At 65.1% G+C, this 26977-nt stretch carries 24 protein-coding genes; 18 read left to right on the forward strand and 6 right to left on the reverse strand.

The features are described from left to right. Positions 1 to 8 precede the first annotated feature (8 nt). Positions 9 to 467 carry an outer membrane protein assembly factor BamE gene (locus B9N43_RS05000; RefSeq protein WP_261379390.1) on the reverse strand — a complete coding sequence of 153 codons (459 nt, stop codon included), beginning with the start codon at positions 465 to 467 and terminating at the stop codon, positions 9 to 11. 98 nt (positions 468 to 565) lie between these two features. On the opposite strand from B9N43_RS05000, the gene fur reads away from it, so the two are divergent. After that, positions 566 to 1072 (forward strand): ferric iron uptake transcriptional regulator, encoded by a 507-nt coding sequence (fur, locus tag B9N43_RS05005; protein ID WP_145841227.1) that lies wholly within the window; start codon positions 566 to 568, stop codon positions 1070 to 1072. A gap of 13 nt (positions 1073 to 1085) precedes the next feature. Here the strand turns inward: fur and recN are convergent, their stop codons facing one another. After that, the gene (gene recN, locus B9N43_RS05010) at positions 1086 to 2741 is read right to left on the reverse strand and encodes a DNA repair protein RecN (RefSeq protein WP_145841228.1); all 1656 of its coding nucleotides are present in this window, start codon (positions 2739 to 2741) and stop codon (positions 1086 to 1088) included. Between the two features lie 57 nt (positions 2742 to 2798). Further along, complete coding sequence (locus B9N43_RS05015; protein ID WP_145841229.1) at positions 2799 to 3692, reverse strand: NAD kinase; 894 nt, start codon at positions 3690 to 3692, stop codon at positions 2799 to 2801. A gap of 53 nt (positions 3693 to 3745) precedes the next feature. Here B9N43_RS05015 and hrcA point away from each other — a divergent pair, with 53 nt between their 5' ends. From hrcA to dnaJ, 6 genes are all read left to right on the forward strand, one after another. Beyond that, positions 3746 to 4768, forward strand: coding sequence for a heat-inducible transcriptional repressor HrcA (hrcA, locus tag B9N43_RS05020; protein WP_145841230.1), 1023 nt, complete (start codon positions 3746 to 3748; stop codon positions 4766 to 4768). A gap of 167 nt (positions 4769 to 4935) precedes the next feature. Next, a complete protein-coding gene (gene hemH / locus B9N43_RS05025) occupies positions 4936 to 6024 on the forward strand; it encodes a ferrochelatase (RefSeq protein WP_145841231.1) in 1089 nt (362 codons plus the stop codon). A gap of 173 nt (positions 6025 to 6197) precedes the next feature. Beyond that, on the forward strand, positions 6198 to 7235 hold the full coding sequence (locus tag B9N43_RS05030) for a VCBS repeat-containing protein (RefSeq protein ID WP_145841232.1): 1038 nt from the start codon (positions 6198 to 6200) through the stop codon (positions 7233 to 7235). A gap of 190 nt (positions 7236 to 7425) precedes the next feature. Next, a complete protein-coding gene (grpE, locus tag B9N43_RS05035; RefSeq protein ID WP_145841233.1) occupies positions 7426 to 7959 on the forward strand; it encodes a nucleotide exchange factor GrpE in 534 nt (177 codons plus the stop codon). A 117-nt stretch (positions 7960 to 8076) separates the two neighbouring features. Further along, positions 8077 to 10011 (forward strand): molecular chaperone DnaK, encoded by a 1935-nt coding sequence (gene dnaK / locus B9N43_RS05040; RefSeq protein WP_145841234.1) that lies wholly within the window; start codon positions 8077 to 8079, stop codon positions 10009 to 10011. A 97-nt stretch (positions 10012 to 10108) separates the two neighbouring features. After that, positions 10109 to 11236, forward strand: coding sequence for a molecular chaperone DnaJ (gene dnaJ / locus B9N43_RS05045; RefSeq protein WP_145841235.1), 1128 nt, complete (start codon positions 10109 to 10111; stop codon positions 11234 to 11236). 52 nt (positions 11237 to 11288) lie between these two features. Here dnaJ and B9N43_RS05050 read toward each other — a convergent pair whose 3' ends face one another. Together B9N43_RS05050 and cysS are read right to left on the reverse strand one after the other, a co-directional pair. After that, a complete protein-coding gene (locus tag B9N43_RS05050) occupies positions 11289 to 12062 on the reverse strand; it encodes a Crp/Fnr family transcriptional regulator (RefSeq protein ID WP_145841236.1) in 774 nt (257 codons plus the stop codon). A gap of 12 nt (positions 12063 to 12074) precedes the next feature. Then, positions 12075 to 13451, reverse strand: a complete 1377-nt coding sequence (cysS, locus tag B9N43_RS05055) for a cysteine--tRNA ligase (protein WP_145841237.1) — start codon at positions 13449 to 13451, stop codon at positions 12075 to 12077. Between the two features lie 138 nt (positions 13452 to 13589). On the opposite strand from cysS, the gene B9N43_RS05060 reads away from it, so the two are divergent. The 7 genes from B9N43_RS05060 to B9N43_RS05090 all read left to right on the forward strand — a co-directional run bounded on the left by B9N43_RS05060 (position 13590) and on the right by B9N43_RS05090 (position 20905). Beyond that, positions 13590 to 14690: a nuclear transport factor 2 family protein gene (locus B9N43_RS05060; RefSeq protein WP_145841238.1), complete on the forward strand. Its 1101-nt coding sequence runs from the start codon at positions 13590 to 13592 to the stop codon at positions 14688 to 14690. After that, a complete protein-coding gene (locus B9N43_RS05065; protein WP_222428809.1) occupies positions 14690 to 15883 on the forward strand; it encodes a murein L,D-transpeptidase family protein in 1194 nt (397 codons plus the stop codon). The genes B9N43_RS05060 and B9N43_RS05065 overlap by 1 nt, the downstream gene beginning before the upstream one ends. Before the next feature lie 30 nt (positions 15884 to 15913). Continuing rightward, positions 15914 to 16528: a peptidylprolyl isomerase gene (locus B9N43_RS05070; protein ID WP_145841240.1), complete on the forward strand. Its 615-nt coding sequence runs from the start codon at positions 15914 to 15916 to the stop codon at positions 16526 to 16528. Next, positions 16525 to 17016 (forward strand): peptidylprolyl isomerase, encoded by a 492-nt coding sequence (locus B9N43_RS05075; protein ID WP_145841241.1) that lies wholly within the window; start codon positions 16525 to 16527, stop codon positions 17014 to 17016. Before B9N43_RS05070 ends, B9N43_RS05075 begins: the two co-directional genes overlap by 4 nt. Positions 17017 to 17068: 52 nt before the next feature. Next, a complete protein-coding gene (locus tag B9N43_RS05080) occupies positions 17069 to 17794 on the forward strand; it encodes a UDP-2,3-diacylglucosamine diphosphatase (RefSeq protein ID WP_261379391.1) in 726 nt (241 codons plus the stop codon). Next, complete coding sequence (gene recQ, locus B9N43_RS05085) at positions 17791 to 19599, forward strand: DNA helicase RecQ (RefSeq protein WP_145841243.1); 1809 nt, start codon at positions 17791 to 17793, stop codon at positions 19597 to 19599. The genes B9N43_RS05080 and recQ overlap by 4 nt, the downstream gene beginning before the upstream one ends. A gap of 232 nt (positions 19600 to 19831) precedes the next feature. Continuing rightward, on the forward strand, positions 19832 to 20905 hold the full coding sequence (locus tag B9N43_RS05090; RefSeq protein WP_145841244.1) for a hypothetical protein: 1074 nt from the start codon (positions 19832 to 19834) through the stop codon (positions 20903 to 20905). A gap of 332 nt (positions 20906 to 21237) precedes the next feature. Here B9N43_RS05090 and B9N43_RS05095 read toward each other — a convergent pair whose 3' ends face one another. After that, positions 21238 to 22143: a LysR family transcriptional regulator gene (locus B9N43_RS05095; RefSeq protein ID WP_145841245.1), complete on the reverse strand. Its 906-nt coding sequence runs from the start codon at positions 22141 to 22143 to the stop codon at positions 21238 to 21240. Positions 22144 to 22255: 112 nt separating this feature from the next. Here B9N43_RS05095 and aceB point away from each other — a divergent pair, with 112 nt between their 5' ends. From aceB to dinD, 4 genes are all read left to right on the forward strand, one after another. Beyond that, positions 22256 to 23875 carry a malate synthase A gene (gene aceB / locus B9N43_RS05100; protein ID WP_145841246.1) on the forward strand — a complete coding sequence of 540 codons (1620 nt, stop codon included), beginning with the start codon at positions 22256 to 22258 and terminating at the stop codon, positions 23873 to 23875. Between the two features lie 169 nt (positions 23876 to 24044). Continuing rightward, positions 24045 to 24626 carry a restriction endonuclease subunit S gene (locus B9N43_RS05105; protein WP_145841247.1) on the forward strand — a complete coding sequence of 194 codons (582 nt, stop codon included), beginning with the start codon at positions 24045 to 24047 and terminating at the stop codon, positions 24624 to 24626. Between the two features lie 11 nt (positions 24627 to 24637). Beyond that, positions 24638 to 26149 carry a type I restriction-modification system subunit M gene (locus tag B9N43_RS05110; protein WP_145841248.1) on the forward strand — a complete coding sequence of 504 codons (1512 nt, stop codon included), beginning with the start codon at positions 24638 to 24640 and terminating at the stop codon, positions 26147 to 26149. After that, positions 26142 to 26975 (forward strand): DNA damage-inducible protein D, encoded by an 834-nt coding sequence (dinD, locus tag B9N43_RS05115; protein ID WP_145841249.1) that lies wholly within the window; start codon positions 26142 to 26144, stop codon positions 26973 to 26975. The genes B9N43_RS05110 and dinD overlap by 8 nt, the downstream gene beginning before the upstream one ends. Positions 26976 to 26977: the final 2 nt, after the last annotated feature.

The following is a 26977-nucleotide window of genomic DNA, read 5'->3' on the forward strand; positions in this document are numbered from 1 at the left end:
TTCAATCGTCAGAAAGGCCAATACCAACGCTTGGAGGACTTGGCATCCTCCTTCGCGGCATCCTTCACCGCATTGGGGTCGGCCGCGATATCGATGACCCGCGCAGCCGGACTCGCCGGTTGCGCCTCGACCTGCCCCGGCTCCTGGCCCGCCACGTCGCCGCCGACGCGCAGCAGCTTGCCTTCCTGGAAGAAGACGCTCAACTGGCGCTGCTGGAAATCCTCGCCCTTGCCAGTCTGGAAACGATATACGTAATCCCAGCGATCGGCATGAAAGGGGTCCGCGATCAGCGGCGTGCCGAGCAGGTAGCGCACCTGTTCCTTGGTGATTCCGGGCTTGAGCTGGGCCGCCATTTCCTGGCTGACGAAATTGCCCTGCCGGATGTCGATGCGGTAGGGCGTCAGATAGTCGGTCACCTTGACCTCGGACGTACTTGAACAAGCCGCCAACAGCAGCGGCAGCAACAATACGGCTTGCCTGGGGAAGGACATGGAAATGGTTTGGGGAAGTTTTCCGGAGAGTCGGAAAACTATATCATAGGCCTGTCGATTCCCTCTCTCCGCCCATGTCCAACTCTGAAAATCTGAAGAACATCGGCCTGAAGGCCACGTTCCCCCGGCTGCGGATTCTGGAGCTGTTCCAGAAGTCCGACGCACGCCATCTGACCGCGGACGAGGTGTACCGGTATCTGCTGGCGGAAAACATCGACGTGGGCCTGGCCACGGTTTATCGGGTGCTCACCCAGTTCGAGCAGGCGGGCCTGATCCAGCGCCACTTCTTCGAGTCGGGCAAGGCGGTTTTCGAGCTCAACGAGGGCAAGCACCACGATCACCTGGTCTGCATGCAATGCGGCAAAGTCGAGGAGTTCTTCGATGCCGAAATCGAACGGCGCCAGAACAAGATCGCCGAGCAACGCGGCTTCAAGGTCCGCGAACACGCCCTCTACCTCTACGTGGATTGCCTGCGACCCGATTGCGAGCACCGCCGGCAGTGCCCGATCAAGGACGAGTGCAGCCATCTGGACGCCCAGGGCAACTGTCCGCCTTCCTGTCCCGAGGTTACGGCCAAATAGCGGTACGGCTGGATCAGAGACCCAGCAATTCCCTGGCGTGCTGGCGCGTAGTGCCGGTGATCGTGACCCCGCCCAGCATCCGCGCGATCTCCTCGACGCGCCCCTCCCCGTCCAGGGGCGTCACGCGGCTCAAGGTCTGGTCCGCCCGCGTCTCCTTGGCGATCGACCATTGCCAGTGGGCCTGGGCCGCCACCTGGGGCAGGTGCGTCACGCACAGGACCTGGCGATGGCTGCCGAGCTGCTTCAGCAATCGCCCGACGATTTCGGCGACGCCGCCGCCGATGCCCACATCCACCTCGTCGAAAATCAGCGTCGGCACCTCGCCGGCCTGACTGGCGATCACCTGGATCGCCAGGCCGATGCGCGACAATTCACCGCCCGAAGCCACCTTCGCCAGCGGCCGCGGCGGCTGGCCGCCGTTGGCGGCAACGCGGAACTCCACGTTCTCCAGGCCGTAACCAGCCCCTTCGGCCACCGCCGGCAAGGCGATCTCGAAGCGTCCGCCCGCCATGGCCAGTTCCTGCATGGCGTCCGTCACCTGACGCGATAGCCGCTCAGCCGCCGCCTTGCGCCCCTGGCTCAAGCGCTCGGCGAGGACCATGAAGGCCTGCCGGGCCACGGCTTCATGCTCTGCCAGCGCCGCCGGGTCCGCCGTCAGGCGCAGTTCCTCCAGGCGGACGGAGAGCCGCTCCAGTAATTCCGACAACTCGTCGGGACTCACCCGATGCTTGCGGGCCAGGCCGGTCACGGCCTGGATGCGCTGCTCCAGCTCGGCCAGCCGCCCCGGGTCCAGCTCCAGACGCTGACGATAGCGGGACAGCGTATGGGCCGCCTCGGACAGCTGGATGCGGGCGCCCTCGATCAGTTCCAGGGGTTCCTGCAAGGCCCGATCCACTTCCGCCAGATCCCGCAAACGCGCCAGGACCTGATCGACCAGCATGGTCGCCGCCACCTCCCCCGCGTCCAGGATCTCCACCGCGCTGTCGGCCGCCTCCATCAGGCTGGCGGCATGGGTCAGGCGGCTGTGCTCCTGATTGTCGTCCTGCCATTGCGAGGACTCGAAGCCCAGATTCTCCAGCTCCCTGACCTGCCATTCCAGGGTTTCCCGCTCCCGGTTGCCGGCCGCGGCGTCCTGCTCGGCCCGTTCCCGGGCCTCCCGCAAACGCTGCCAGGCGCGCCAGGACTCGGCCACCTCCTTGGTCAGTCCTTCCAGCCCCGCATGGGCATCGAGCAGTTGCCGCTGGGCATCCGCACGCAACAGAGACTGATGGGCATGTTGGCCGTGAATGTCGGCCAGCAGGTCGGCGGCGGCCTTCAACTGCGCCAGGGTCGTCGGCGTGCCGTTGATGTAGGCGCGGGAACGACCGCCCGCATCCACCACCCGCCGCATCAGGCAGATGCCGTCTGCGCCTTCGAAGTCGTTCGCAGCCAGCCATTGGGCCAGGGGACTATCCGGCGCGACGTCGAACTCGGCGACCACCTCCGCCTTGTCCCGCCCCATCCGCACCGCCGTGCCGTCGGCCCGTTCGCCCAGCGCCAGGGACAGGGCATCGATCAGGATCGACTTGCCGGCGCCGGTTTCCCCGGTGAGCGCGCCAAAACCCTCCTGAAATTCGAGTTCGAGGCCATCGACAATGACGAAATCGCGAATCGACAATCGCCGCAACATGGTTTGATGTCCTTTATCGGCTATCCAGGCAGCCCGTCCGGCAGCAATTCCCGGATGCTAGGCGTGTTTGGGCGCGGCGCTCCAATGCAGCTTTTCGCGCAGCATGGCGAAGTAGCTGTACGTCGGAGGATGCAGCAGGCTCACGCAATGCGTGGAGCGGCCAATGCGCACGCAATCCCCGGCGAGGGCATCGAACCGGGCCTGCCCGTCGAAATGCACCCTGGCCTCGTGGGGCGGCACCAGCACCAGTTCCACCACGCTGCGGTCCGGAATGGTGATGGGGCGATAGGACAAGGCGTGGGGACACAGCGGCACCACCGCGATGCCCGCCACCGCCGGATGCAGGATCGGGCCGTTGGCGGAAAGGGCATAGGCGGTGGAACCGGTGGGCGTGGCGACGATCATGCCGTCGGCGCGCAGGACGTAGAGAAACTCTCCATCCACCTTCACTTCCAGTTCGATCATGCGGCCGATGTCGCCCTTGTTGACCACCACGTCGTTGAGAGCCAGGGCGTTGCACTGGGAAACGCCGTCGCGCACCACCGCCACGTCGAGCAGAAAGCGCCGCTCCACGGCGAATTTCCCGGCCAGCAACTGCCCGATGCCGACCCGCAGGTCCTGGCGCGCCAGATCGGTCATGAAACCCAGGCGCCCCTGATTGACCCCCACCAGGGGCACGTCGTATTCCGCCAGGCGGCGGGCGGCGTTGAGCATGGTGCCGTCGCCGCCGATCACCACGGCGACGTCGGCCCGCATTCCCATCGTTTCATAATCCACCACCGCATAACCGTGGGAATCCACGGCCATCGCGGTGCCATCCTCGATCAGCACCTCGACGCCGGCATCCCTCAGGCCATCGGCCAGATCCTGTACCGATCCGGCGACCTCGGGGCTGCGGTATTTGCCGATCAGGGCGACGGTACGGACCGGTTTGGTAAAAAACTCGCTCATGTAGCCGATTTAACCATATTTTCCCGGGCCCCCATTTCGCTAGAATGGGAGCCATGCTCGATGCCCGCGCCAAAACCCTGCTGAAAACCCTGGTCGAACGCTATATCGCGGAAGGCCAGCCGATCGGTTCGCGCGCACTGTCCAAGTATTCCGGTCTGGAGCTGTCTCCGGCCACCATCCGCAACGTGATGTCGGACCTGGAAGAACTGGGGCTGATCGCCAGTCCCCACACTTCCGCCGGCCGCGTTCCGACCGCGCTGGGCTATCGCCTGTTCGTCGACACCCTGCTCACGGTGCAGCCCCTGGCCCGGCAGGAGCTGTCCGAATTGCAGGGCGCGATCCAGCCCAGCCAGCCGCAGCGGGTCATCAGCCAGGCTTCCCAGCTGCTGTCCAACCTGACCCACTTCGCCGGCGTGGTGGTGGCCCCGCGCCGGCAGCAGCCCCACATCCGCCAGATCGAGTTCCTCAAGCTGTCGGAGACCCGGATCCTCCTGATCATCGTCACCGCCAACGGCGAGGTGCAGAACCGCATCCTGTTCACCCAGCGCAATTACACGCCGGAAGAACTGGTGGAGGCCGCCAACTACCTGAACCAGAATTGCATCGGCCTCGACTTCGATCAGATCCGCACCCGGCTGCGCGAGGAATTGCGGGTGCTGCGCAGCGACATGACCGAATTGATGAGCGCCGCGCTGGACGCCAGCACCGAGGTGGCGGCCGACACCTCGGCCCCGCAGTATGTGATCTCGGGCGAACGCAACCTGCTGGACGTGGAGGATTTCTCCTCCAACATGGCCCGCCTGCGCCAGCTCTTCGATCTGCTGGAGCAGCGGACCTCCCTGTTCCAGTTGCTCGAGCTCTCCAACCGCGCCGAGGGCGTGCAGGTCTTCATCGGCGGCGAGTCGGGACTGGCGCCCCTGGACGAGTGCAGCGTGGTGGCGGCACCCTACGAAGTGGAAGGCCAGGTGGTGGGCACCATCGGCGTCATCGGCCCGACCCGGATGGCCTACGAACGGGTGATTCCGATCGTGGACATCACCGCCAGGCTGCTTTCCTCCGCCCTATCTGCGCCCTAACGCCCATGGTGCAGACCCCACCCACGGAGGATGAAACGGGCGCCGGCATAAAGGCCCGCCCCCTCCCAACCTCCCCCTCTCCGGGGGAGGTGATTACGTTTGCTCGCTGCGCTCGGATGTCTGACTTACCGTTCCAATTTGCTGTTTCACGCTAAAACACACCATCGATGCCCCGCTTCCTTCCCGAACCGCCCCACCGGCACGGCGGCCCGGCCCGCACCGCGGTGTTGCTGGTCAACCTGGGTACCCCCGAGGCGCCGACCGCGCCGGCGCTGCGGCGCTACCTCAAGGAGTTCCTGGCGGACCCGCGCGTGGTGGAGATCCCGCGCTGGGCCTGGTGGCCCATTCTCCACGGCATCATCCTCAACACCCGTCCGTCCGGGTCGGCGCGGAAATACGCCCAGATCTGGCTCAAGGAAGGGTCGCCGCTCCAGGTCCATACCGAACGGCAGGCCAAACTGTTGCAGGGTCTGCTCGGCCAGCAGGGCCACGCCGGACTGAAGGTGGCCTGGGCCATGCGCTACGGCCAGCCGTCCGTTCCGGCGGCCCTGAGCCGCCTCAAGGCCGAGGGCGCTCGGCGCATCCTGATCGTCCCGCTCTACCCCCAGTACGCCGCTTCCACCACCGCCAGCGTGATGGACTGTGCGGCGCAATGGATGCAAGCCAGCCGCAATCTGCCGGAACTGCGCTGGGTACGCCATTTCCACGACCACCCGGGCTACATCGCCGCCCTGGCCGGCGCAGTACGGGAACACTGGCAAGGCAACGGACGCGCGGAGAAACTGGTCATCAGCTTCCACGGCACGCCCCGGCGCAGCCTGGACCTGGGCGACCCTTATCACTGCGAATGCCAGAAGACCGGCCGTCTGCTGGCCCAGGCGCTGGGACTGAACGCCGAGCAATACGCCGTCACGTTCCAGTCGCGCTTCGGCCGCGCCCGCTGGCTGCAGCCCTACACTCAGCCGACGCTGGAGCGCCTGGCCCGGGAAGGCGTAAAGCGGGTGGATGTGATCTGTCCCGGCTTCGTCGCGGACTGCCTGGAAACCCTCGAAGAAGTCGCCATGGAATGCAAAGCCGCCTTTCTGGCGGCCGGCGGCCGGGATTTCCACTACATCCCCTGCCTCAACGAGCGTCCCGACTGGATCGCCGCCCTTTCCAGCCTGGTCCGCCAGCACCTGGGACACTGGCAGGACCTGCCCGAGCAGGAGGACGGCGCCACCCACGCCCTCGCCCAGGCGTTGGGCGCCCAGGACTAAGAGCCCGGAGCCAACAGGCGAAGCCTTTTAAGAATTCCGATTCAGACCTTTCCGTAAGGTGCTGATTAAAAGAAATTAGCCTAAACAAGGCGCAAGATCACTGCGAATTAGCCCCTCAAGCTTGGCCGCTGCAGGTCGTTGACCCTACAAAGTCCTTCCGTGAGGGTATTCCCATGAAAATCGCCAGCGGGACAGTATCCCTGTCCGCCCAACACCATTACCAACGGACCGAATCGGTCCGCACATCCCTGGAAATCACCTCCGGCGCTTCACGGCCGGTTGCCGATGCGAGCGGGAGCCGAGCCCATATTTCCAGCAATGGCCGCGTCATGGCGACCCAGACCGCGGAAACCCAGGAGACCCGGAATGACCAGACGGACAGCGACCCCACGCTCAGCCTGATCAGGCTGATGGTCGAATTCATCACCGGCAAGCCGGTCCGCATCTTCTCCATGGCGGAGCCGGCCGCCGATGCCGGAAGCCAGGCGGCAACGGCCGACCAGTCGACACAGGCCTCCGCGGCGCCGTTCCCCACCGCGACCGGCCCGGGACTGGCCTTCGAACACCATGTCCGCAGGGAGGAAACGGAACAGCTCGATCTGAGCACCGAAGGCGTCATCAATACCGCAGATGGCCGCTCCATCAGTTTTCGGCTGGACCTGACCATGAGCCGCCATTACGCCGAGCAACTGGACATCAGCCTGCGTACCGGCAGTGCCCGCCGCACCGACCCCCTGGTCCTGAATTTTTCCGGTACGGGTGCCCAGCTCAGCAACCAGCGCGTGCGGTTCGATCTCAACGGCGATGGCCAACAGGAGAACGTCGCCCTGTTGGCGGAAGGAAACGCCTATCTGGCATTGGACCGGAACAACAATGGCCAGATCGACAACGGCCTGGAACTGTTCGGCCCCGCCAGCAACTCCGGCTTTGCCGAACTGGCCCGCTACGATGACGATGGCAATGGCTGGATCGACGAAAATGATGCGGTCTTCAAGCAGCTCAGTCTCTGGACGCCCGATCGCAACGGCGGCGGCACGCTGGAATCCCTGGCGCAAAAGGGCGTCGGGGCGCTCTACCTGGGGCAGACGCGGAGCCCCTTCGAGTTGCGCGGCGCAGGCAATCAGGACCTGGGCGCCGTGACAGCCAGCGGCCTCTATCTCAGCGAAACCGGCAAGGCGGGGTTCATGCAGGAAATCGACCTGACCGTGTGAGGCGCCACGCCGCCAAAGCGGAGGCGGATGCAATCTTTGAAAGATTTCCACGCCTCCGGCGCGCAACGGACCCAGCATGGGTCCGTTGTCGTTTCCGGCAGCCTCAAAAGAATTGCCACCAACCCCTTGAATTCGGATTCACCACCCCCAGTTAGCTTCGATGTCTGAATCGTCAATCTCGTTGAACATCATGTCCGATACTCCCGACTCCCCCTCGCCCCTGCCCGAAGAACCATCCGCGGAAGGCCTGCAGCCCGATACGACGCCCAGCCTGGAAGACATGCTCAAGGCGGCTGAACTGAAGGCGGCGGAACATCACGACGCCTGGCTGCGCGCCAAGGCGGAAACCGAGAACATGCGGCGGCGCGCCCAGGAGGACGTCGCCAAGGCCAGCAAGTTTGCGGCGGAAAAATTCGCCGGAGAGCTGCTGGCGGTGAAGGACAGCCTGGAAGCGGCCCTGGCCAACGAAAACCAGAGCGTCGAATCGCTGCGCTCAGGCGTCGAATTGACCTTGCGCCAACTGGCAGCGGCTTTCGAGAAATCCAACCTGGCGGAAATCAACCCGCTGGAGCAGAAGTTCGATCCGCACAAGCACCAGGCCATCAGCCAGGTCGAGGCCGAAGGCGAGCCCAATCGGGTCATCAACGTGCTGCAAAAAGGCTACCAACTCCACGAGCGGGTGATTCGTCCCGCCCTGGTGGTGGTTTCCAAGGCCATGGGTTGAAATCCGGCCCCCCACCCCTATTTACGAAACAGTCAATCGTCACAACAGGATGCAGGGCACCCGGCAGGCGTCGCCTGTCTTCCGCGCTCCTCATTTAAAGCTTGAAAGGAATCTGAAATGGGCAAGATCATCGGCATCGACCTGGGCACCACCAACAGCTGCGTCGCCATCATGGAAGGCGGCAAGCCCAAGGTCATCGAAAACTCCGAGGGCGCGCGCACCACCCCATCCGTCGTCGCCTACACGGAAGACGGTGAGATTCTCTGCGGCGCGTCGGCCAAGCGCCAGGCCGTGACCAATGCCAAGAACACCCTGTACGCGGTAAAGCGCCTGATCGGCCGCCGCTTCGAGGAGAAGGAAGTGCAGAAGGACATCGACCTGATGCCCTTCAAGATCGTCAAGGCCGACAACGGCGATGCCTGGGTCGAAGCCCGCGACAAGAAGATGGCGCCGCCGCAGGTCTCGGCCGAGGTGCTGCGCAAGATGAAGAAAACCGCCGAGGACTACCTGGGCGAGGAAGTCACCGAAGCCGTGATCACCGTGCCGGCCTACTTCAACGACAGCCAGCGCCAGGCCACCAAGGACGCCGGCCGCATCGCCGGGCTGGAAGTCAAGCGCATCATCAACGAGCCGACCGCGGCCGCGATCTCCTTCGGCCTCGACAAGCAGGAAGGCGACCGCAAGATCGCGGTGTTCGACCTCGGCGGCGGCACCTTCGACATCTCCATCATCGACATCGCCGAGATCGACGGCGAGCACCAGTTCGAGGTGCTGTCGACCAACGGCGACACCTTCCTCGGCGGCGAGGACTTCGACCAGCGCCTGATCGATCACATCGTCACCGAATTCAAGAAGGAACAGGGCGTCGACCTCAAGAACGACGTGCTGGCGCTGCAGCGCCTCAAGGAAGCCGCCGAGAAGGCCAAGATCGAGCTGTCCTCCAGCCAGCAGACCGAGATCAACCTGCCCTACATCACGGCCGACGCCTCCGGTCCCAAGCACCTGACCATGAAGCTCACCCGCGCCAAGCTCGAGTCGCTGGTGGAAGACCTGATCGAGCGCACCATCGAGCCCTGCCGCATCGCCATCAAGGATGCCGGCGTCAAGGTCTCGGACATCGGCGACGTGATCCTGGTCGGCGGCATGACCCGCATGCCCAAGGTGCAGGACAAGGTGAAGGAGTTCTTCGGCAAGGATCCGCGCAAGGACGTGAACCCGGACGAGGCCGTCGCCATCGGCGCCTCGATCCAGGGCGGCGTGCTGCAGGGCGAAGTGAAGGACGTGCTGCTGCTCGACGTGACCCCGCTCAGCCTGGGTATCGAGACCCTGGGCGGCGTGATGACCAAGCTGATCCAGAAGAACACCACCATCCCGACCAAGGCCAGCCAGGTGTTCTCCACCGCCGACGACAACCAGAGCGCGGTGACCATCCACGTGCTTCAGGGCGAGCGGGAAATGGCCGGCGGCAACAAGAGCCTGGGCCAGTTCAACCTCTCCGACATCCCGCCGGCGCCGCGCGGCATGCCGCAGATCGAGGTGATGTTCGACATCGACGCCAACGGCATCCTGCACGTGTCGGCCAAGGACAAGGGCACGGGCAAGGAAAACAAGATCACCATCAAGGCCAACTCCGGCCTTTCCGAAGACGAGATCCAGCGCATGGTGCAGGACGCCGAGGCGCATGCCGAGGAGGACAAGAAGGCCCATGAGCTGGTCGATGCCCGCAACCAGTGCGACGGCCTGATCCATTCCGTGAAGAAGGCGCTGGCCGAGCACGGCGACAAGATCGACGCCGAGGAGAAGACCGGGATCGAGGCCGCGATCAAGGAAGCCGAGGAAGCGATCAAGGGCAACGACTTGGCCGCGATCGAGGCCAAGTCGGAAGCCCTGGCCCAGACCAGCCAGAAGCTGGGCGAGAAGATCTATGCCGACGCGCAGCAGGCGGCCGGCGCTGCCGGCGCCGGCAAGGCGGATGGCGGCGGCGAGGCCAAGAAGGACGAGGGCGACGTCGTGGATGCGGAGTTCACCGAGGTAAACGACAAAAAGGGTTGAGGCGGGCCTTCCGTGCCGCTTTGACTGGCCGAGTCGCAGCGGGCGCCCTGCGCCCACTCGACTCGGCCTTTGCACTCCAACGCAGAACTGAACAACCATGGCAAAACGCGACTATTACGAGGTGCTCGGCGTCAATCGGGATGCGGCCGACGACGAGATCAAGAAGGCCTACCGCAAGCTGGCCATGAAGCACCATCCGGACCGCAATCCGGACAACCCCAAGGCCGAGGAGCACTTCAAGGAAGCGAAGGAAGCCTACGAGATCCTCTCCGACGCCAAGAAGCGCTCGGCCTACGACCAGTTCGGCCATGCCGGCGTCGACCCGTCGGCCGGCGGCGCGGGCTTCGGCGGTGCCGGGATGGGCGGCTTCGCCGACGCCTTCTCCGACATCTTCGGCGACATTTTCAGCAACGCCCGCGGCGGCGGCCGCTCCAACGTCTATCGGGGCGCCGACCTGCGCTACAACCTGGAGATCACCCTGGACGAGGCGGCGCGGGGCGCCGAAACCCGGATCCGGATTCCCACCATGGCGGAGTGCGAGCCCTGCGCGGGCAGCGGCGCCAAGAAAGGCACCGAATCCAAGACCTGCCCCACCTGCGGCGGCCACGGCCAGGTGCGGATGCAGCAGGGTTTCTTCTCGATTCAGCAGACCTGCCCCAAGTGCCACGGCACCGGCCGCTACATTCCGACGCCCTGCCCCAATTGCCAGGGCTCGGGCCGGATCAAGCAGCACAAGACGCTCTCGGTCAAAGTGCCGGCCGGCATCGACGAAGGCGACCGCATCCGCCTCTCCGGCGAAGGCGAACCGGGCGTCAATGGCGGCCCGCCGGGCGACCTCTACGTGCAGATCCACCTCAAGCCTCATCAGGTATTCCAGCGGGATCACGACGACCTCCACTGCGAGATGCCCATCAGCTTCGCCACGGCGGCGCTGGGCGGCGAGATCGAGATTCCCACCCTGGAGGGCGTCGCGCGCCTCAAGATTCCCGCCGAAACGCAGTCCGGCCGGGTGTTCCGCCTGCGCGGCAAGGGCATCAAGGGCATCCGCTCCAGCAGCCACGGCGATCTGCTCTGCCACGTCGCGGTGGAGACCCCGGTCAGCCTGACCGAGCGCCAAAAGGAACTGCTGCGGGAATTCGAGGACATCAGCCAGGAGCACGCCGAACGCCACAATCCGCGCGCCAAGGGCTGGATGGATCGGGTGCGGGATTTCTTCGCCGGCTAGAAAGAACGCCGATGCGCTTGGGATTGCTCCGTGGCGGTACCGGGAACCGGAATTATGCCGGCCGGGTCGGTGCCGTGTCCTCGGTCGCGCCGGCGATCCGCTCCAGCGCGGCGATGTCGGCCTGGTAATAGCGGCGCGCCAAGCCGACAGCGCGCTTGATCAGCACGCCCTGGCGGGTGAAGTCGGAAAGAATCCGGCTCGCGGTCTCGATCGAGATGCCCAGCATCGCACCGATGTCCTCCAGGCCGAAACGGTGGATGCGGTCGGTATTGCCGTCGCGCAATTGCAGCAGCAGCCGGGCCATGCGCTCCTTGGCCACGGCGCTGCCGCCGGCCAGTTCGGAGAGCCAGGTCTCCGCCTCGCGCAGCGCCTGCTGCGACATTCCCAGCAAGCGGCGTTGCAGTGCCGGATTCTGCTCCACCATGCGGCGAAAGTTTTCCACCGGGATGCGGCATACCGCCACCTCGCTCACCGCCACCGCCGTATTCTCAAAGACCGGGGAGAACACCGACTCCATGCCCGCCACGTCCCAGCGCTTGACGATGCGCACGATGCGGGGGGTGCCGGTGCTGGAGAACTTGATCAACTTGACGGTCCCGGAGCGGATGCAATAAATCCCGTCGGCCGGCGTCCCCGCCTGGAACAGCGCGCCTCCGGGCGGCACGATGAAATCGTCGATCCAGGTATGGAAATCGGCCAGTTGTTCCACCGTCACGTCGGAACAGACCATGACGCCCCGCAGGTCGCAGGACTGGCAATCGCTGCGCCCCTTGCGCTGCGGGGTGACCGCCTGCTTGATGATGACTTTCTCGCGGGGCGTGATCATGTCGCTTCCCCTTCAGGACCGGCGCCAGACCGTCCCCCCGGGGGAGTCCTCCAGGACGACGCCGGCCGCCTTCAGTTCGTCGCGGATGCGGTCCGACAAGGCGAAGTCCCGCGCCTGCTTGGCCGCCGCGCGGTCAGCGATGCGCTGTTCGATCTGTTCGTTGGACAAGCCGTCATGGGCCGGCGTCGCCTGCAGAAATTCCACCGCATCCCGCTGCAACAGCCCCAGCACCGCGCCCAGGCCCTTCAGTTGGCGCGCGAATGCCGGGTCGCCGCTTCGATTCGACTCGGCCGCCAGGTCGAACAACACCGCGACCGCCTCGGGCGTGCCGAAATCATCGTCCATCGCCTCGCGGAAACGGCGAGCGTGAACCTCGTCCCAATCCACCGCGGCCGGACCGTCATGGCCTCTCAGCGCGGTATAGAGGCGCGTCAGGGCGCTGCGAGCATCGTCCAGATGGACGTCGGAGTAATTCAAGGGGCTGCGGTAGTGGGCGCGCAGGACGAAAAACCGCACCACCTCGGCATCGTACCGCTTCAACACGTCGCGGATGGTGAAAAAGTTGCCCAGCGACTTGGACATCTTCTCGTCGTCGACGCGCACGAAGCCGTTGTGCATCCAGTAGTTCACGAAGGTATGGCCATGCGCCCCTTCCGACTGGGCGATCTCGTTCTCATGGTGCGGAAACTGGAGATCCTGGCCGCCGCCGTGAATGTCGAAATGCGATCCCAGAAGGTCGGAACTCATCGCCGAGCATTCGATGTGCCAGCCGGGACGCCCCTCCCCCCAGGGCGAGACCCACTTGGCCTCGGCCGGCTCCCCGGCTTTGGCATGTTTCCAGAGCACGAAGTCGAGCGGGTCGCGCTTGCAGTCGGCCACTTCGACGCGTTCGCCGGCCCGCAGGTCGTCCAGGGACTTGCCCGAGAGCTTGCCGTAGCCGTCGAACCCGCGCACGTGATAGCAGACGTCGTCATTCTCGGAACGGTAGGCCAGGCCGTTCTGTTCCAGTCGGCCGATCATCCGCAGCATCTGCGGCACGTATTCCGTGGCGCGGGGCTCATGATCGGGCCGCAACACGCCGAGGGCGGCCGCATCCTCGTTCATGCAGGCGATGAAGCGATCGGTCAGGGTCCGGATGCTCTCGCCGTTCTCGCCCGCCCGCCGGATGATCTTGTCATCGATGTCGGTGATGTTGCGGACGTAGGTCACCTGATAGCCGCTGGCGCGCAGCCAGCGCGCCACCATGTCGAACACGACCATTACCCGCGCATGGCCCAGGTGGCAGTAATCGTAGACCGTCATGCCGCACACGTACATGCGGACCTTGCCGGACTCGATGGGCACGAAATCCTGCTTATCGCGAGCAAGCGTGTTGTAAAGCTTCAACATGAGAAAAACAGAGATAAACGCCGAACAAAGCCGTATTTCCCGGATTGGAAAACGACCCGCTTTGATGGAATGAGTACTTGCTTCTTGTTAGAATCACGAGTCGATTCCACCCTCTCGCAGTACGGCAAAAAGTATAACATGACCGCTCGCAGCCCCTTCTCGCCCATCTCGCTCGCCGCTGGCCTTTTTGCCCTTACGCTGCTCAGTCTTCCCGTCCGCGCGGACCCCCTGCAGGATGCGTCGAAACTGCTGAAGCAGAATCAACATGCCCAGGCGCTGGAGCAGGTGGACAAGTTCCTGGCCGCGAAGCCGAAGGATCCCCAGGGCCGCTTTCTGCGCGGGGTGATCCTCACCGAGATGGGGCGCAGCAATGATGCGATCGCCATCTTCTCGCGGCTGACCGAGGACTACCCGCAACTGCCGGAGCCCTACAACAACCTGGCCGTCATCTACGCCCAGCAGAAACAGTACGACAAGGCGAAGCAGGCCCTGGAAACCGCGATCCGGACCCACCCCTCCTACGCCACGGCGCACGAGAACCTGGGCGACATCTACGCCCGGATGGCGAGCCAGGCCTACGACAAGGCCCTGCAGCTGGACTCGTCCAATTCGACGGCGCAGACCAAGCTGGCGATGATCCGCGACCTGATGGGCGGAAGCATCAGGACCGGCGTGCCCCCGGCGGTCGCTGCGCCCCCGGCTCTGGCGGCGGCGCCCAAAACACCGGCGGCCCCCGCGGCGCCCGCCCCCAAAGCCGTCGAACCGGCCAAGGCGGTGGTGCCGCCCAAGCCGGTCGTGGTGGCGGCGGCCACGGCGCCGCATCCCGGCCAGCCCGCTCCGGCGGCCCCTGCGCCTGCGCCGGCCAAGGCGGTTGAACCGAAGGCGAACGCCGGCGATCCCTCGGGCGAGGTCGGACGGCTCGTCAATGGCTGGGCCAAGGCCTGGTCGAAGAAGGACGTGAAGGCCTATCTGGCCGTCTACGCCAAAGACTTCGCGGTGCCGGGCGGCGCCACCCGCGCCGCGTGGGAGAAGGAGCGCAATCTGCGCATCAAGAAACCCGGCAACATCGAGGTCGCCGTCGACGACCTGAAGATCACCGCCAACGGCCCGGACCAGGCGGTCGCCAAGTTCCGCCAGCACTACAAGTCCGCCACGCTCAAGAGCTCCAGCAACAAGGTGCTGCATCTGGTCAAGCGGGATGGCAGGTGGCAGATCCAGCAAGAGCGCATAGGCAACTGATGCGTTCCATGATTCTTCTCCGGCGGATTCTCGCCGCGCTGGCGCTGACGGCGGCCGGCGCCGCCCTCGCTTCCACGCCGGCGCGCTACTCCGACTCGGGCCCCGAGCCGATGCTGGCGAGCATTTTCGACTCCATCGAAGCGGGCAATTTCGAGCACGCCGCGCAGAACGTGAACGCTCTGATCAAGGCCTACCCCAATTTCCGGCTCGCGCATCTGATCAAGGGCGACCTGTTGCTGGCGCGCACGCGCACCCTGACCCGGTTCGGCGAAGGCGGGCGCTCGGCGCAGGACAAGGTCGAGGACTTGCGCGCGGAAGCCATCGCCCGGCTCAAGGCCTACAAGACCAAGCCGCCGGCCAACTACGTGCCGCGCTATCTGTTGCAGATGGAGGCGGACCAGAAGTTCGCAGTGGTGGTGGATACGCAGAAGTCGCGGCTCTATCTCTACCAGAACGAGAAAGGCACGCCCCGCTTCGTCGCCGACTACTACATCACCCATGGCAAGCTGGGCAGCGAAAAACTCAAGGAAGGCGACAAGCGCACGCCGATCGGCGTCTATCACGTCACCTCCAGCCTGCCCACGGCGCGGCTGGGAGACTTTTACGGCAGCGGCGCCTATCCGATCAATTACCCCAATGAGTGGGATCGTCGGATGGGCCGCAACGGCCACGGCATCTGGCTGCACGGCACCCCCTCCAACACCTTCTCCCGCCCGCCCAAGGCCTCGGACGGCTGCGTGGTGCTGGCCAACCAGGATCTCGACGCCCTCGCCAAGAAGCTGCAGATCGGCCTCACCCCGGTCATCATCAGCAACAGCATCGAATGGCTGTCGCTCGACGACTGGCAGGCCGAACGCAGCTCGCTGCTGTCGATGATCGACACCTGGCGACAGGACTGGGAAAGCCGCAACATCGACCGCTACGCCAGCCACTATTCCAGGCGTTTCGCGGCCGACAGCCAGAACCTCGCCCAGTGGGTGGAGCAGAAGCGCAAGGTCAATGCCGGCAAGGAGTGGATCAAGGTCGCCACCCAGAACATCAGCATGTTCCGCAATCCGGGCAAGGAAGAATACGTCGTGGTCACTTTCGAACAGGACTACAAGAGCAGCAACCTGTCGAACGTGATGAAGAAGCGCCAGTACTGGATCAAGGAAGACGGCACCTGGAAAATCCTCTACGAAGGCGCGGCCTGATCCCACCCGCCACATCCGCCAAGGAATGCCATGAGAAAACTGTTTGCCCGGCTGTCCGCCCAACTCTTCACCCTCTGCGCCGGTCTGCTGCTCGGCCTCGCCGCCCAGGCCGCCCAGACCACCGCCACCCAGGTGGAAATCAAGACCAGCCAGGGCACCGTCGTCGCCGAACTCTACGGCGACAAGGCGCCCAGGACCGTGGAGAATTTCCTGAAGTACAGCAAGGACGGCTTCTACAACGGCACGATCTTCCACCGGGTGATCAACGGCTTCATGATCCAGGGCGGCGGCTTTGTGCCCGGCATGAAGGAGAAAAAGACCCGGGCGCCGATCAGGAACGAGGCCCAGCGTGCGATGAGTGCCGGGCTCAGGAACGAGGCCGGCACGCTGGCCATGGCCCGCACCCAGGACCCGCACTCCGCCGCCGCGCAGTTTTTCATCAATCTGGCCGACAACCGCAACCTCGACTACCCCTCCTTCGACGGCTGGGGCTATGCGGTGTTCGGCAAGGTCGTGAGCGGCATGGACGTCATCCAGAAAATCGCCCAGGTACCCACCGGAAACGCCGGCATGCATCAGAACGTGCCGCTCACACCGGTCGTCATCGAATCCATCACCGTCTTGTCCGCAAAGGAATCCAAATGATCAAGCTCCACACCAACCACGGCGTCATCACCATCGAACTCGACACCGAGAACGCCCCCAAGACCGCCCAGAACTTCCTCGACTACGTGGGGGCCGGCCATTACGACGGCACCCTGTTCCATCGCGTGATCGACGGCTTCATGATCCAGGGCGGCGGCTATGGCCCGGGCCTGAAGGAAAAGCCCACCCGCGATCCGATCGAGAACGAAGCCGCCAACGGTCTCAAGAACAAGCGCGGCACCCTGGCCATGGCGCGGACCTCCGACCCCCACTCCGCCACCGCCCAGTTCTTCATCAACGTGGTGGACAACGAATTCCTCGACTTCAAGGCCCCCAACGGCAACGGCTGGGGCTACTGCGTGTTCGCCAAGGTGGTGGATGGCATGGACGTGGTGGACGCGATCAAGTCGGTGAATACCGGCAATGCCGGCTTCCACCAGGACGTTCCGAAGGAGGACGTGGTGATCGAGCGGACCGAGGTGGTCTGACCGGACCCGCCGGATTTCCTCGGCCCCTCGGCGCTCCTCCCTCGACGTTCCATTGGACCTCTTCATCTCCGACCTGCACCTCTGTCCATCGCGGCCCGCGGCGACGGAGCGCTTTCTCGACTTTCTCGCCGGCCCGGCCACCCGGGCCGGCGCCGTCTACATCCTGGGTGATCTGTTCGAGTACTGGGCCGGCGACGACGATATCGCCGACCCCTTCAACGCTTCCATCTGCGCCGCCCTGAATCGCCTTTCGCGGCACGGCACCTTCCTCGGCTTCATTCCCGGCAACCGCGACTTCCTGGTGGGGCCGGCGTTTGCCGCCGCCGCCGGCCTGGCCCTGCTGGCGGACGGCAGCGTGCGCGACATCGGCGGCACGCCGACCCTGCTGATGCACGGCGACACCCTGTGCACCGACGACCATGGCTATCTGGAGTTCCGCGCCACGATCCGCAGCGACGCCTGGCGCCGGGAGTTCCTGGCGCGGCCGCTGGCCGCTCGCAAGGCCGAGATCGAAGCCCTGCGCCGCCACAGCGAAGCCGAAAAGCAGCGCAAGCCGATGGCCCTGATGGACGCCCATCCGGCGGCCGTGGCCCAGGCGCTGCGCGAATCCGGCTGCCGGCGCCTGATCCACGGCCACACCCACCGCCCCGCGCGCCACGAACACATCGTCGATGGCCGGACCTGCGAGCGCTGGGTGCTGGGCGACTGGTATGACAGCGGCGACTATCTGGCGTGCGATGCGTCGGGTTGCCGACTTCACCCCCTTCCCGCCGGATGAAAGACCCTCGCCAGCTGCTGCACAGCGTCTTCGGCTACAACAGCTTCCGCGGCGAGCAGGCCGCCATCGTGGATCACGTGGCCAACGGCGGCGACGCCCTGGTGCTGATGCCCACCGGCGGCGGCAAGTCGCTGTGCTACCAGTTGCCGGCGCTGCTGCGGCCCGGCTGCGGCATCGTCGTCTCGCCGCTGATCGCGCTGATGCAGGACCAGGTGGATGCCCTGCTGCAATCCGGGGTCAAGGCCGCCTTCCTCAATTCCAGCCAGGACTTCGAGGCGGCGGTGGACACCGAGCGGCGCCTGATGACCGGGCAACTGGACCTGCTCTACGTGGCCCCCGAGCGCCTGCTCAGCGACCGCTTCCTGGGCCTGCTCGACCAGCTCCACGAACAGCGCGGCCTGGCGCTGTTCGCCATCGACGAGGCGCACTGCGTTTCCCAATGGGGCCACGATTTCCGCCCCGAGTACATCCAGCTCTCGGTGCTCCACGAGCGCTACCCCGAGATTCCCCGGATCGCCCTGACGGCCACCGCGGACGAGCCCACCCGCAACGAGATCGTCCATCGGCTCGGCCTGGAGGAGGCGAAGAAGTTCGTTTCCAGCTTCGACCGGCCCAACATCCGCTATACCGTGGTGGAGCGGGACACCCCAAAAAAGCAGCTGCTCGGTTTCCTCGCCGCCCACCGCAACGCCGCCGGCATCGTGTATTGCCTGTCGCGCAAGAAGGTCGACGAAACCGCCGCCTGGCTGCGCGAACAGGGATTCAACGCCCTGCCCTACCACGCCGGCCTGGACGCCGAGACGCGGCGCGTCCATCAGCAGCGCTTCGTCCGCGACGAAGGCGTCGTGATGGTGGCCACCATCGCCTTCGGCATGGGCATCGACAAGCCCGACGTGCGCTTCGTCGCCCACCTGGACCTGCCCAAGAGCCTGGAAGCCTACTACCAGGAGACCGGCCGCGCCGGCCGCGACGGCGAGCCCGCCGAGGCCTGGATGACCTACGGCCTGAACGACGTGGTGATCCACCGCAACCGCATCGACGAGTCCGCCGCCGGCGAAGAGCAAAAGCGCATCGAGCGGCAGAAGCTCGACGCCATGCTCGCCTACTGCGAAGCCGCCGGCTGCCGCCGCACCCTGCTGCTGCAATACTTCGGCGAGACCACCGGCGCATGCAACAACTGCGACACCTGCGCGAGCCCGCCCCAGCTCTGGGACGGCACCGTCGCCGCGCAAAAGCTGCTGTCCGCCGCGCTGCGCACCGGGCAGCGCTTCGGCAGCGGCCATCTGATGGACGTGCTGCGCGGCAAGCGCAACCCCAAGATCGACGAATACCGCCATGACCTGCTGCCCACCTTCGGCGTCGGCCAGGACCTGGACGAGGCCACCTGGCGCGCCGTGATCCGGCAACTGCTGGTGGCCGGCATTCTCCAGGCCGACGCCCAGCGCTTCGGCGCCATCACCCTCACCGCGGCCGCCCGCGCCGTGCTGAAGGGCGAGACCACCCTGATGCTGCGGCGGCCGCGCAAGCTCACCTCCGGCCGCCCACCCCGCTTCAGCCGCAGCGAGGAGAAGAGCGAACTGGACATCGGCGATCTGGCCCTGTTCGAGACCCTGCGGACATGGCGCGCCGAAGAGGCCAAGCGCCAGGGCGTCCCGGCCTACGTGATCCTCCACGACCGCAGCCTGCGCGAACTGGCCCAGCAGCGGCCCGCCACGCTGGCCGATCTGCACGAGGTTCCCGGCATCGGCGAAGCCAAGGCCGCGCGCTACGGCGAAGCGCTGCTGGAACTCATCGCGGCGCGCTGATCACCCTCCCCCCGACGGAGGTTGATTGTATCCAAAATAGATACAATCAATTAAGCCAAAATAAACGCCGAAATGAAACATCAGATGCCGACTGAGTCTTCATTCCGGCCGCAAAAATTAAACAAAATATTGTTGCCTCTGCATCAACAATAAAATCAATCCATCCGGGTACGCATACGGTACCCTTGCAGGTGAGAGGCGATATCCCCCCCCGACCCCGGAGACAAACACGATGAAAACTGCTGCCCTTGCGGTTCTGGCCGCTGGCTTCATGGCCCCTACCGCCGCCCTGGCAACGCCCTCCTGCGAAGCGCAAGGAGAGGTGCGCCCCTACTGTGGATTCCGCCAACCCGAGGATCTGGAGCCCCTGGCGGACGGACGCCACCTGCTGGTGAGCCAGATGAATCTGACGCCCACTCCCCAGGGCTTCCTCTTCAAGTCGGGCAAGCTCTCCCTGCTCGACACCCGGACCGGCAAGGTGCGCGACCTCTACCCCGGCAAATCCGCCGGTCAGGCCAAGGCAAAGCCGACGCCCGGCTGGGGCGACCCGGCCTGCCCCGGGGAAATCGGCGACGCCCTCTCCCCCCATGGCATCCACCTGTCCCGCCGCGGCGACGGCCGCCTGCAACTCCTGGTCGTCAACCACGGCGGCCGCGAAGCCGTGGAATTCTTCGAGCTCGACGGCCAGCGCCTGACCTGGCGCGGCTGCGCCGTCGCCCCCCGGGGCAGCACCATGAACGACGTGGCGGCCCGCCCCGGAGGCGGCTTCATCGCCAGCAACATGATCGACGCCAGCACGCCTGAACAGGCGGCCCAGGCCATGGACAATGTGGCCAGGGGCGAGAACACCGGCTTCGTCTGGACGTGGTCCGCAAGTTTCGGCTACCAGAAGCTCCCCGGCTCCGATGGGCCGCTGCCCAACGGCGTCCAGGTGGATGCGGCGGGGCGGTACGCCTACTACAACGTGGTGGGCCCCCAGGGCGCCGTCCGCAAGGTGGATCTGCAAAACTATCGGCTCGTCGGTTCGGCCCCCACCCCGAACCCCGACAATCTCTCCTGGGACGGCAAGCGCCTGCTCACCGCGGGCGTCCTCGACCACCGCACCCTCAGCCAATGCGACAGCGCGGCCCCGTGCCGCTCGGCCTCCCACGCCAGCGCCATCGACCCCGAAACCATGCAAGCGACCCGCCTCTTCGAGCAGGACGGCAGCTTGCAGCGGGGCGTTTCCGTCGCCGTGGCCATGGGCAAGCGCCTCTACATCGGCGCCTTCGCCGGCGACCGGGTGCTCTCCGTGCCCCTGAAATAGGCTCGCCCCCCTTCGCCCCCCTCCGGGGGGGGTCGATACAGCTCGCTGCGCTCGATGTTACGGGGCGCTTCGTGGGAGGACCGTGCCGTTTGCGCCTCCGGCGCGTGCCGCTTTTCCTTGGGACGGCCCGGCGGAAAAGCTCCATTTTCAGACGAGCCTCAGTTCAAACCACGGCGAGCACGGCAACACGGCGAAACCACAAAGACTTCTATCGTTCTGATGAATCACCCAATGGATGAAGTAGGGTGTGAAATGAGAAAAGCCAGGAAATCGAGGGTTTTCGCCGTGCCCGCCGTGTCGCCGTGGTCAACTACTTTTTCAAGGTTCAAGAATCACCCCTGCTCCCAATACCCCGGCGCGCGGTAAGTCTCGCGCAGCAGATCGATGAACAGCCGCAGCCGCAGGGGCATCTGGCGGCGCTGGGGATAGAGGGCGTAGATGCCCAGCGGCGGCGCCGCGTACTCCTCCAGCACCGCCACCAGCCGCCCGGCCTTCAGGTCCTCCCCCACCTCCCACTGCGAGCGCCAGGCCAGGCCGCGACCGGCCAGCGCCCATTCGTGGAGCACGGCGCCGTCGTTGCATTCCAGGCGGCCGGCCACCTTGATCGTCCGCACCGAGCCCTTCTGCTTCGGTTCGGCGAAGCTCCAGCCCCGCTGCTGACCGAGGGAAAGGCATTCGTGGCGGCCCAGCTCGTCGGGCGTGGCCGGCGCGCCGTGGCGGGCCAGATAGGCGGGGCTCGCCACCACCATGCGCCGCATGTCGCCCAGGCGGACGCTGGTCAGGCTCGAATCCACCAGTTCGCCGACGCGCACCGCGCAATCGATGCCCTCATTCACCAGGTCGACGATGCGGTCCGACAGGTCCAGCCCCACGGTCACCTCCGGATTGGCGTCGAGATACTCCGCCACCCGCGGCGCCACATGGCGGCGGCCGAAACCGGCGGGCGCCGAAATCCGCAGATGCCCCCGCGCCCTTACCCCACCCAGGCTCACGGCCGCCTCGGCGTTCGCCAGTTCGTTCAGCAGACGCTGGCATTCCTCCAGATAGGCCGCCCCTTCCTGGGTCAGGCTCAGGCGCCGGGTGGTGCGGAGCATCAGGCGCACCCCCAGCCGCTGCTCCAGGGCATCGATGCGGCGGCCGATGACGGCGGGCGTCACCCCTTCCGCCTGGGCGGCGGCGGTCAGGCTGCCACGGCCGGCGGTGGCGACGAAGGCTTCGATCTGGGTCAGGCGATCCATTCCATACCTCAGGTACAAGATGATTTGATAAATACACCTCTTATCATACCTATTGAGAAGCAATAAACTTCGACCATCATCCCCATTCCTCCTGACATCCAAGGACACCGCCATGACCACCACGCCCACTCTCGCCCTGCCCGCCGGCATGCAGATCAACGCGCCGCTCCAGCCCGGCTATGAGCGCATCCTCACCACCGAGGCCCTGGCGCTGGTCGTCAAGCTGCACCGCGCCTGCGAGCCGCGCCGCCAGGAACTGCTGAAGAAGCGCATCGAGCGCCAGGCCCGCATCGACGCCGGCGAGATGCCCGACTTCCTGCCCGAGACCCAAGCCGTGCGCGATGGCGACTGGAAGGTGGCGCCGCTGCCGAAGGCCCTGGAATGCCGCCGCGTCGAGATCACCGGCCCGGTCGAACGCAAGATGATCATCAACGCCTTCAACTCCGGCGCCGACAGCTACATGACCGACTTCGAGGATTCCAACAGCCCGAAGTGGGACAACCAGATCCAGGGCCAGATCAACCTCTACGACGCCGTGCGGCGCCAGATCAGCCATACCAACGAGGCCGGCAAGACCTACCGGCTCAACGACACCATCGCCACCCTGCAGGTGCGCCCCCGCGGCTGGCACCTGGACGAAAAGCACGTCACCGTGGACGGCCAGCGCGTCTCCGGCGGCATCTTCGACTTCGCCCTGTTCTTCTTCCACAACGCCAAAGAGCAGATCGCCCGGAGTAACGGTAGCGCCGGCCCCTTCTTCTACCTGCCCAAGATGGAAAGCCACCTGGAGGCCCGGCTGTGGAACGACATCTTCTGTCTGGCCCAGGACCACATCGGCCTGCCCCGCGGCACCATCAAGGCCACCGTGCTGATCGAGACCATCCTCGCCACCTTCGAGATGGAGGAAATCCTCTATGAGCTGCGCGAGCACAGCGCGGGCCTCAACGCCGGCCGCTGGGACTACATCTTCTCCTGCATCAAGAAGTTCAAGAAGAACCAGGATTTCTGCCTCGCCCAACGCAGCGCCATCACCATGGAAGTGCCCTTCATGCGCGCCTACGCCCTGGCCCTGGTGAAGGCCTGCCACAAGCGCGGCGCCCCCGCCATGGGCGGCATGAGCGCGCTGATCCCGATCAAGAACGACCCCGAGGCCAACGAAAAGGCGCTCGCTGGCATCCGCCGCGACAAGACCCGCGACGCCAACGACGGCTTCGACGGCGGCTGGGTGGCCCACCCCGGGCTGGTCTCCATCGCCATGGAGGAATTCAAGAAGGTGCTGGGCGAGCGCCCCAACCAGTGGGAGAAACAGCGCGACGAGACCTTCGGCGCGCAGGATTTCCTCAACTTCCAGCCCGAGGCCCCCATCACCGAAACGGGCCTGCGCAACAACATCAACGTCGGCATCCACTACCTGGGCGCCTGGCTCGCCGGCAACGGCTGCGTGCCCATCCACAACCTGATGGAAGACGCCGCCACCGCCGAGATCAGCCGCTCCCAGGTGTGGCAGTGGGTGGTGAGCCCCAAGGGCGTGCTCGACGATGGCCGCAAGGTCACCGCCGACATGGTGCGCCCCATGATCGCCGAGGAACTGGCCAAGGTGAAGGCCACCGTCAGCGCCCAGGGCGAGGATACTGCCACCTACGACCAGGCGGCGGTGATCTTCGACAAGATGAGTCTGGCGCCGGAGTATCCGGAGTTCCTGACGCTGCCGTTGTATGAGGCGATGGCGTAAGACAGTCCGCGAAAGTAAGCACTGACGGGACGGCGTCCGGGGTGACCCGGGCGCCGTTGTTTCTGGAAAGCCAGAAACAAGAATTAAACACCATATAAATGGTGCAAAAATTAATTGACATCGGGAAGCCTGCTAAATAATATCCGTGCACCACAATAATGGTGCATTGATGAATACCTATCTCTCAGATTACGTCGATATCCAAGGCGGCCATCCGTTCCGCGGCAGCATCCCCGCGGACCCACAGGGAAATGCCTACGCCTTGCAGATCCGCGACGCCAGCCCTGAAGGCATCGCGGACTGGGCCGCACTCACGCGCACGTCGCTCGACGCCTACAAGAACATCGTCTGGCTGCGGCCGGGCGACATCGTCTTTGCCGCGCGCGGGCAGAACAACTACGCCCTGTGCCTCGACGAGGTTCCCGTCCCCGCAGTGTGCTCCCAGTACTTTTTCCTGTTGCGGGTGAAATCGTCCGCATTGCTTCCCGGTTTCCTCGCCTGGCAGATGAACCGGCAGCCCGCCCAGCGCTATTTCGCGAAGCATGCCGAAGGCTCGGACCAGATCGGCATCCGCCGGGGCGTATTGGAAGCGCTGCCCATTGCCGTGCCCTCCATCGAGCAGCAGCAACGCATCGCCGACCTCGACAAAGCCGCCCATGAAGAGCGGAAAACGCTGCAAGCATTGATCCACAACCGCGAACTCCAGCTCGACGCACTGGCCTTCGCACTGCACAACCACTCTACCCGCTGACCGAGTCCCTCATGCCCAACGACCAGATCAACCAAGACGCCATCAACGCCGCCGTCTGGAACGCCTGCGACACCTTCCGCGGCACCGTGGACCCGAGCATCTACAAGGACTACGTCCTGACCATGCTCTTCCTCAAGTACATCTCCGACGTCTGGCAAGACCACTACGAGGGCTACCAGCGGGAGCACGGCGACCACCCCGGACTCATCGAGGAACTGCTCAAGACCGAGCGCTTCGTCCTGCCACCTTCCGCCAACTTTTACGCCCTCCACGAAGCCCGCCACCAGCCCGGCAACGGCGAACGCATCGACAAGGCCCTGCACGCCATAGAGGAAGCCAACATCGCCAAGCTGCGCGATGTGTTTCAGGACATCAGCTTCAACGCCAGCAAGCTCGGCGACGAAGCCCAGAAGAACGACATCCTGCGCCACCTACTGGAAGACTTCGCCAAGCCCGAGCTGGATCTGCGCCCCAGCCGCATCGGCGCCCTCGACGTCATCGGCAACGCCTACGAATTCCTCATCAAGAACTTTGCCTCCACCAGCGGCAAGAAGGCCGGCGAGTTCTACACCCCGCCCGAAGTCTCGCGCCTCATGGCCCGGCTGATGGCGCCCCAGGAAGGCGACGAAATCTGCGACCCCACCTGCGGCTCCGGCTCCCTGCTCATGAAATGCGGCCAGCTCATCCGCGCCCAGGGCGGCGGCCGCAAGTACGCCCTCTACGGCCAGGAGGCCATCGGCAGCACCTGGGCCCTGGCCAAGATGAACATGTTCCTCCACGGCGAGGACAACCACATCATCGAATGGGGCGACACCCTGAGAAACCCCAAGCTGCTCGATAAGTCCGGCCTGCTCAAGCACTTCGATATCGTCGTCGCCAATCCGCCCTTCTCCCTCGAAAAATGGGGCCAGGAAGGCGCCGAGGCCGACAAGCACAAGCGCTTCCGCCGCGGCATCCCGCCGCGCACCAAGGGCGACTACGCCTTCATCCTACACATGATCGAAGTCATGAAGCCCGGCAGCGGCCGCATGGCCGTCGTCGTGCCCCACGGCGTGCTGTTCCGCGGCGCGGCGGAAGGCAAGATCCGCCAGAAGCTCATCGACGAAAACCTGCTCGACGTCGTCATCGGCTTGCCGGAAAAGCTCTTCTACGGCACCGGCATCCCCGCCGCCGTCCTCGTCTTCCGCAAGAAGAAGGCCGACGACAAGGTGCTGTTCATCGACGCCAGCCGCGAATACCAGGACGGCAAAAACCAGAACCTGCTGCGCGAGCAGGACATCGAAAAAATCCTCGCCACCTGCGCCGCCCGCGCCGACGTGGAGAAATACGCCCACCTCGCCAGCCGCGCGGAAATCGCCGAGAACGACTACAACCTCAACATCCCCCGCTACGTGGACACCTTCGAGGAAGAAGAGGAAATCGACCTCATGGCGGTGCGCGCCGAGCGCGAAAAGCTCAAGGCCGAGCTGGCCGCGTTGGAAGAAAAGATGTCCGGTTATCTGAAGGAGTTGGGCTATGAATGACAAGAGCAAAGCCGTGGCCAACAGCAGCCACCGCACCTTTGAAGGCATGCGCCAGATCGATGCAGAGGGCAACGAATTCTGGTCCGCACGCCAATTGGCGAAGGTGCTCGACTACTCCGAATACCGGCATTTCCTCCCCGTCGTCGAGCGTGCGCGAGAGGCTTGCCAGAACAGCGGGCAAGCCATCGGAGACCATTTCGAGGAAGTCCTCGAAATGGTCGAAATCGGCTCCGGTGCCATGCGACCGATCAACGACTTCCGGCTCTCCCGATACGCCTGCTACCTGATCGTCCAGAACGGCGACCCCGCCAAACCCGTCATCGCCGCGGGACAAACCTACTTTGCCACGCAAACCCGGCTGCAGGAACTGGAAGACCAGCGACGCCTGCTGCTGCGCGACGAACTGGCCCAGCACAACAAAGACCTGGCCGCCGCGGCAAAACAGGCGGGCGTCGACACCCCGCTCGATTACGCCGTATTCCAGGACCACGGCTACAAAGGCCTGTACGGCGGCCTGGGCGCCAAGGACATCCACGGCCGAAAGCAGTTGAAGAAGAGTCAGAAGATTCTCGACCACATGGGCAGCACCGAGCTGGCGGCCAACCTGTTCCGCGCCACCCAGGCCGAAGACAAGCTCCGCCGCGAAGGCATCAAGGGCAAGGCCGCCGCCAACCGCACCCACCTCGAAGTCGGCAAGAAAGTTCGGCAGACCATCGCCGAACTCGGCGGCACCATGCCCGAAGACCTGCCCACGCCGGAAACCAGCATCAAACAACTGGAGCGCCGGATCGAACAAATTGAAGACAAGAAAGACCGCAAGCAATGAGT

Origin of the sequence: Denitratisoma sp. DHT3, assembly GCF_007833355.1 — a bacterium.
In the GTDB taxonomy this organism is placed as follows: domain Bacteria; phylum Pseudomonadota; class Gammaproteobacteria; order Burkholderiales; family Rhodocyclaceae; genus Denitratisoma.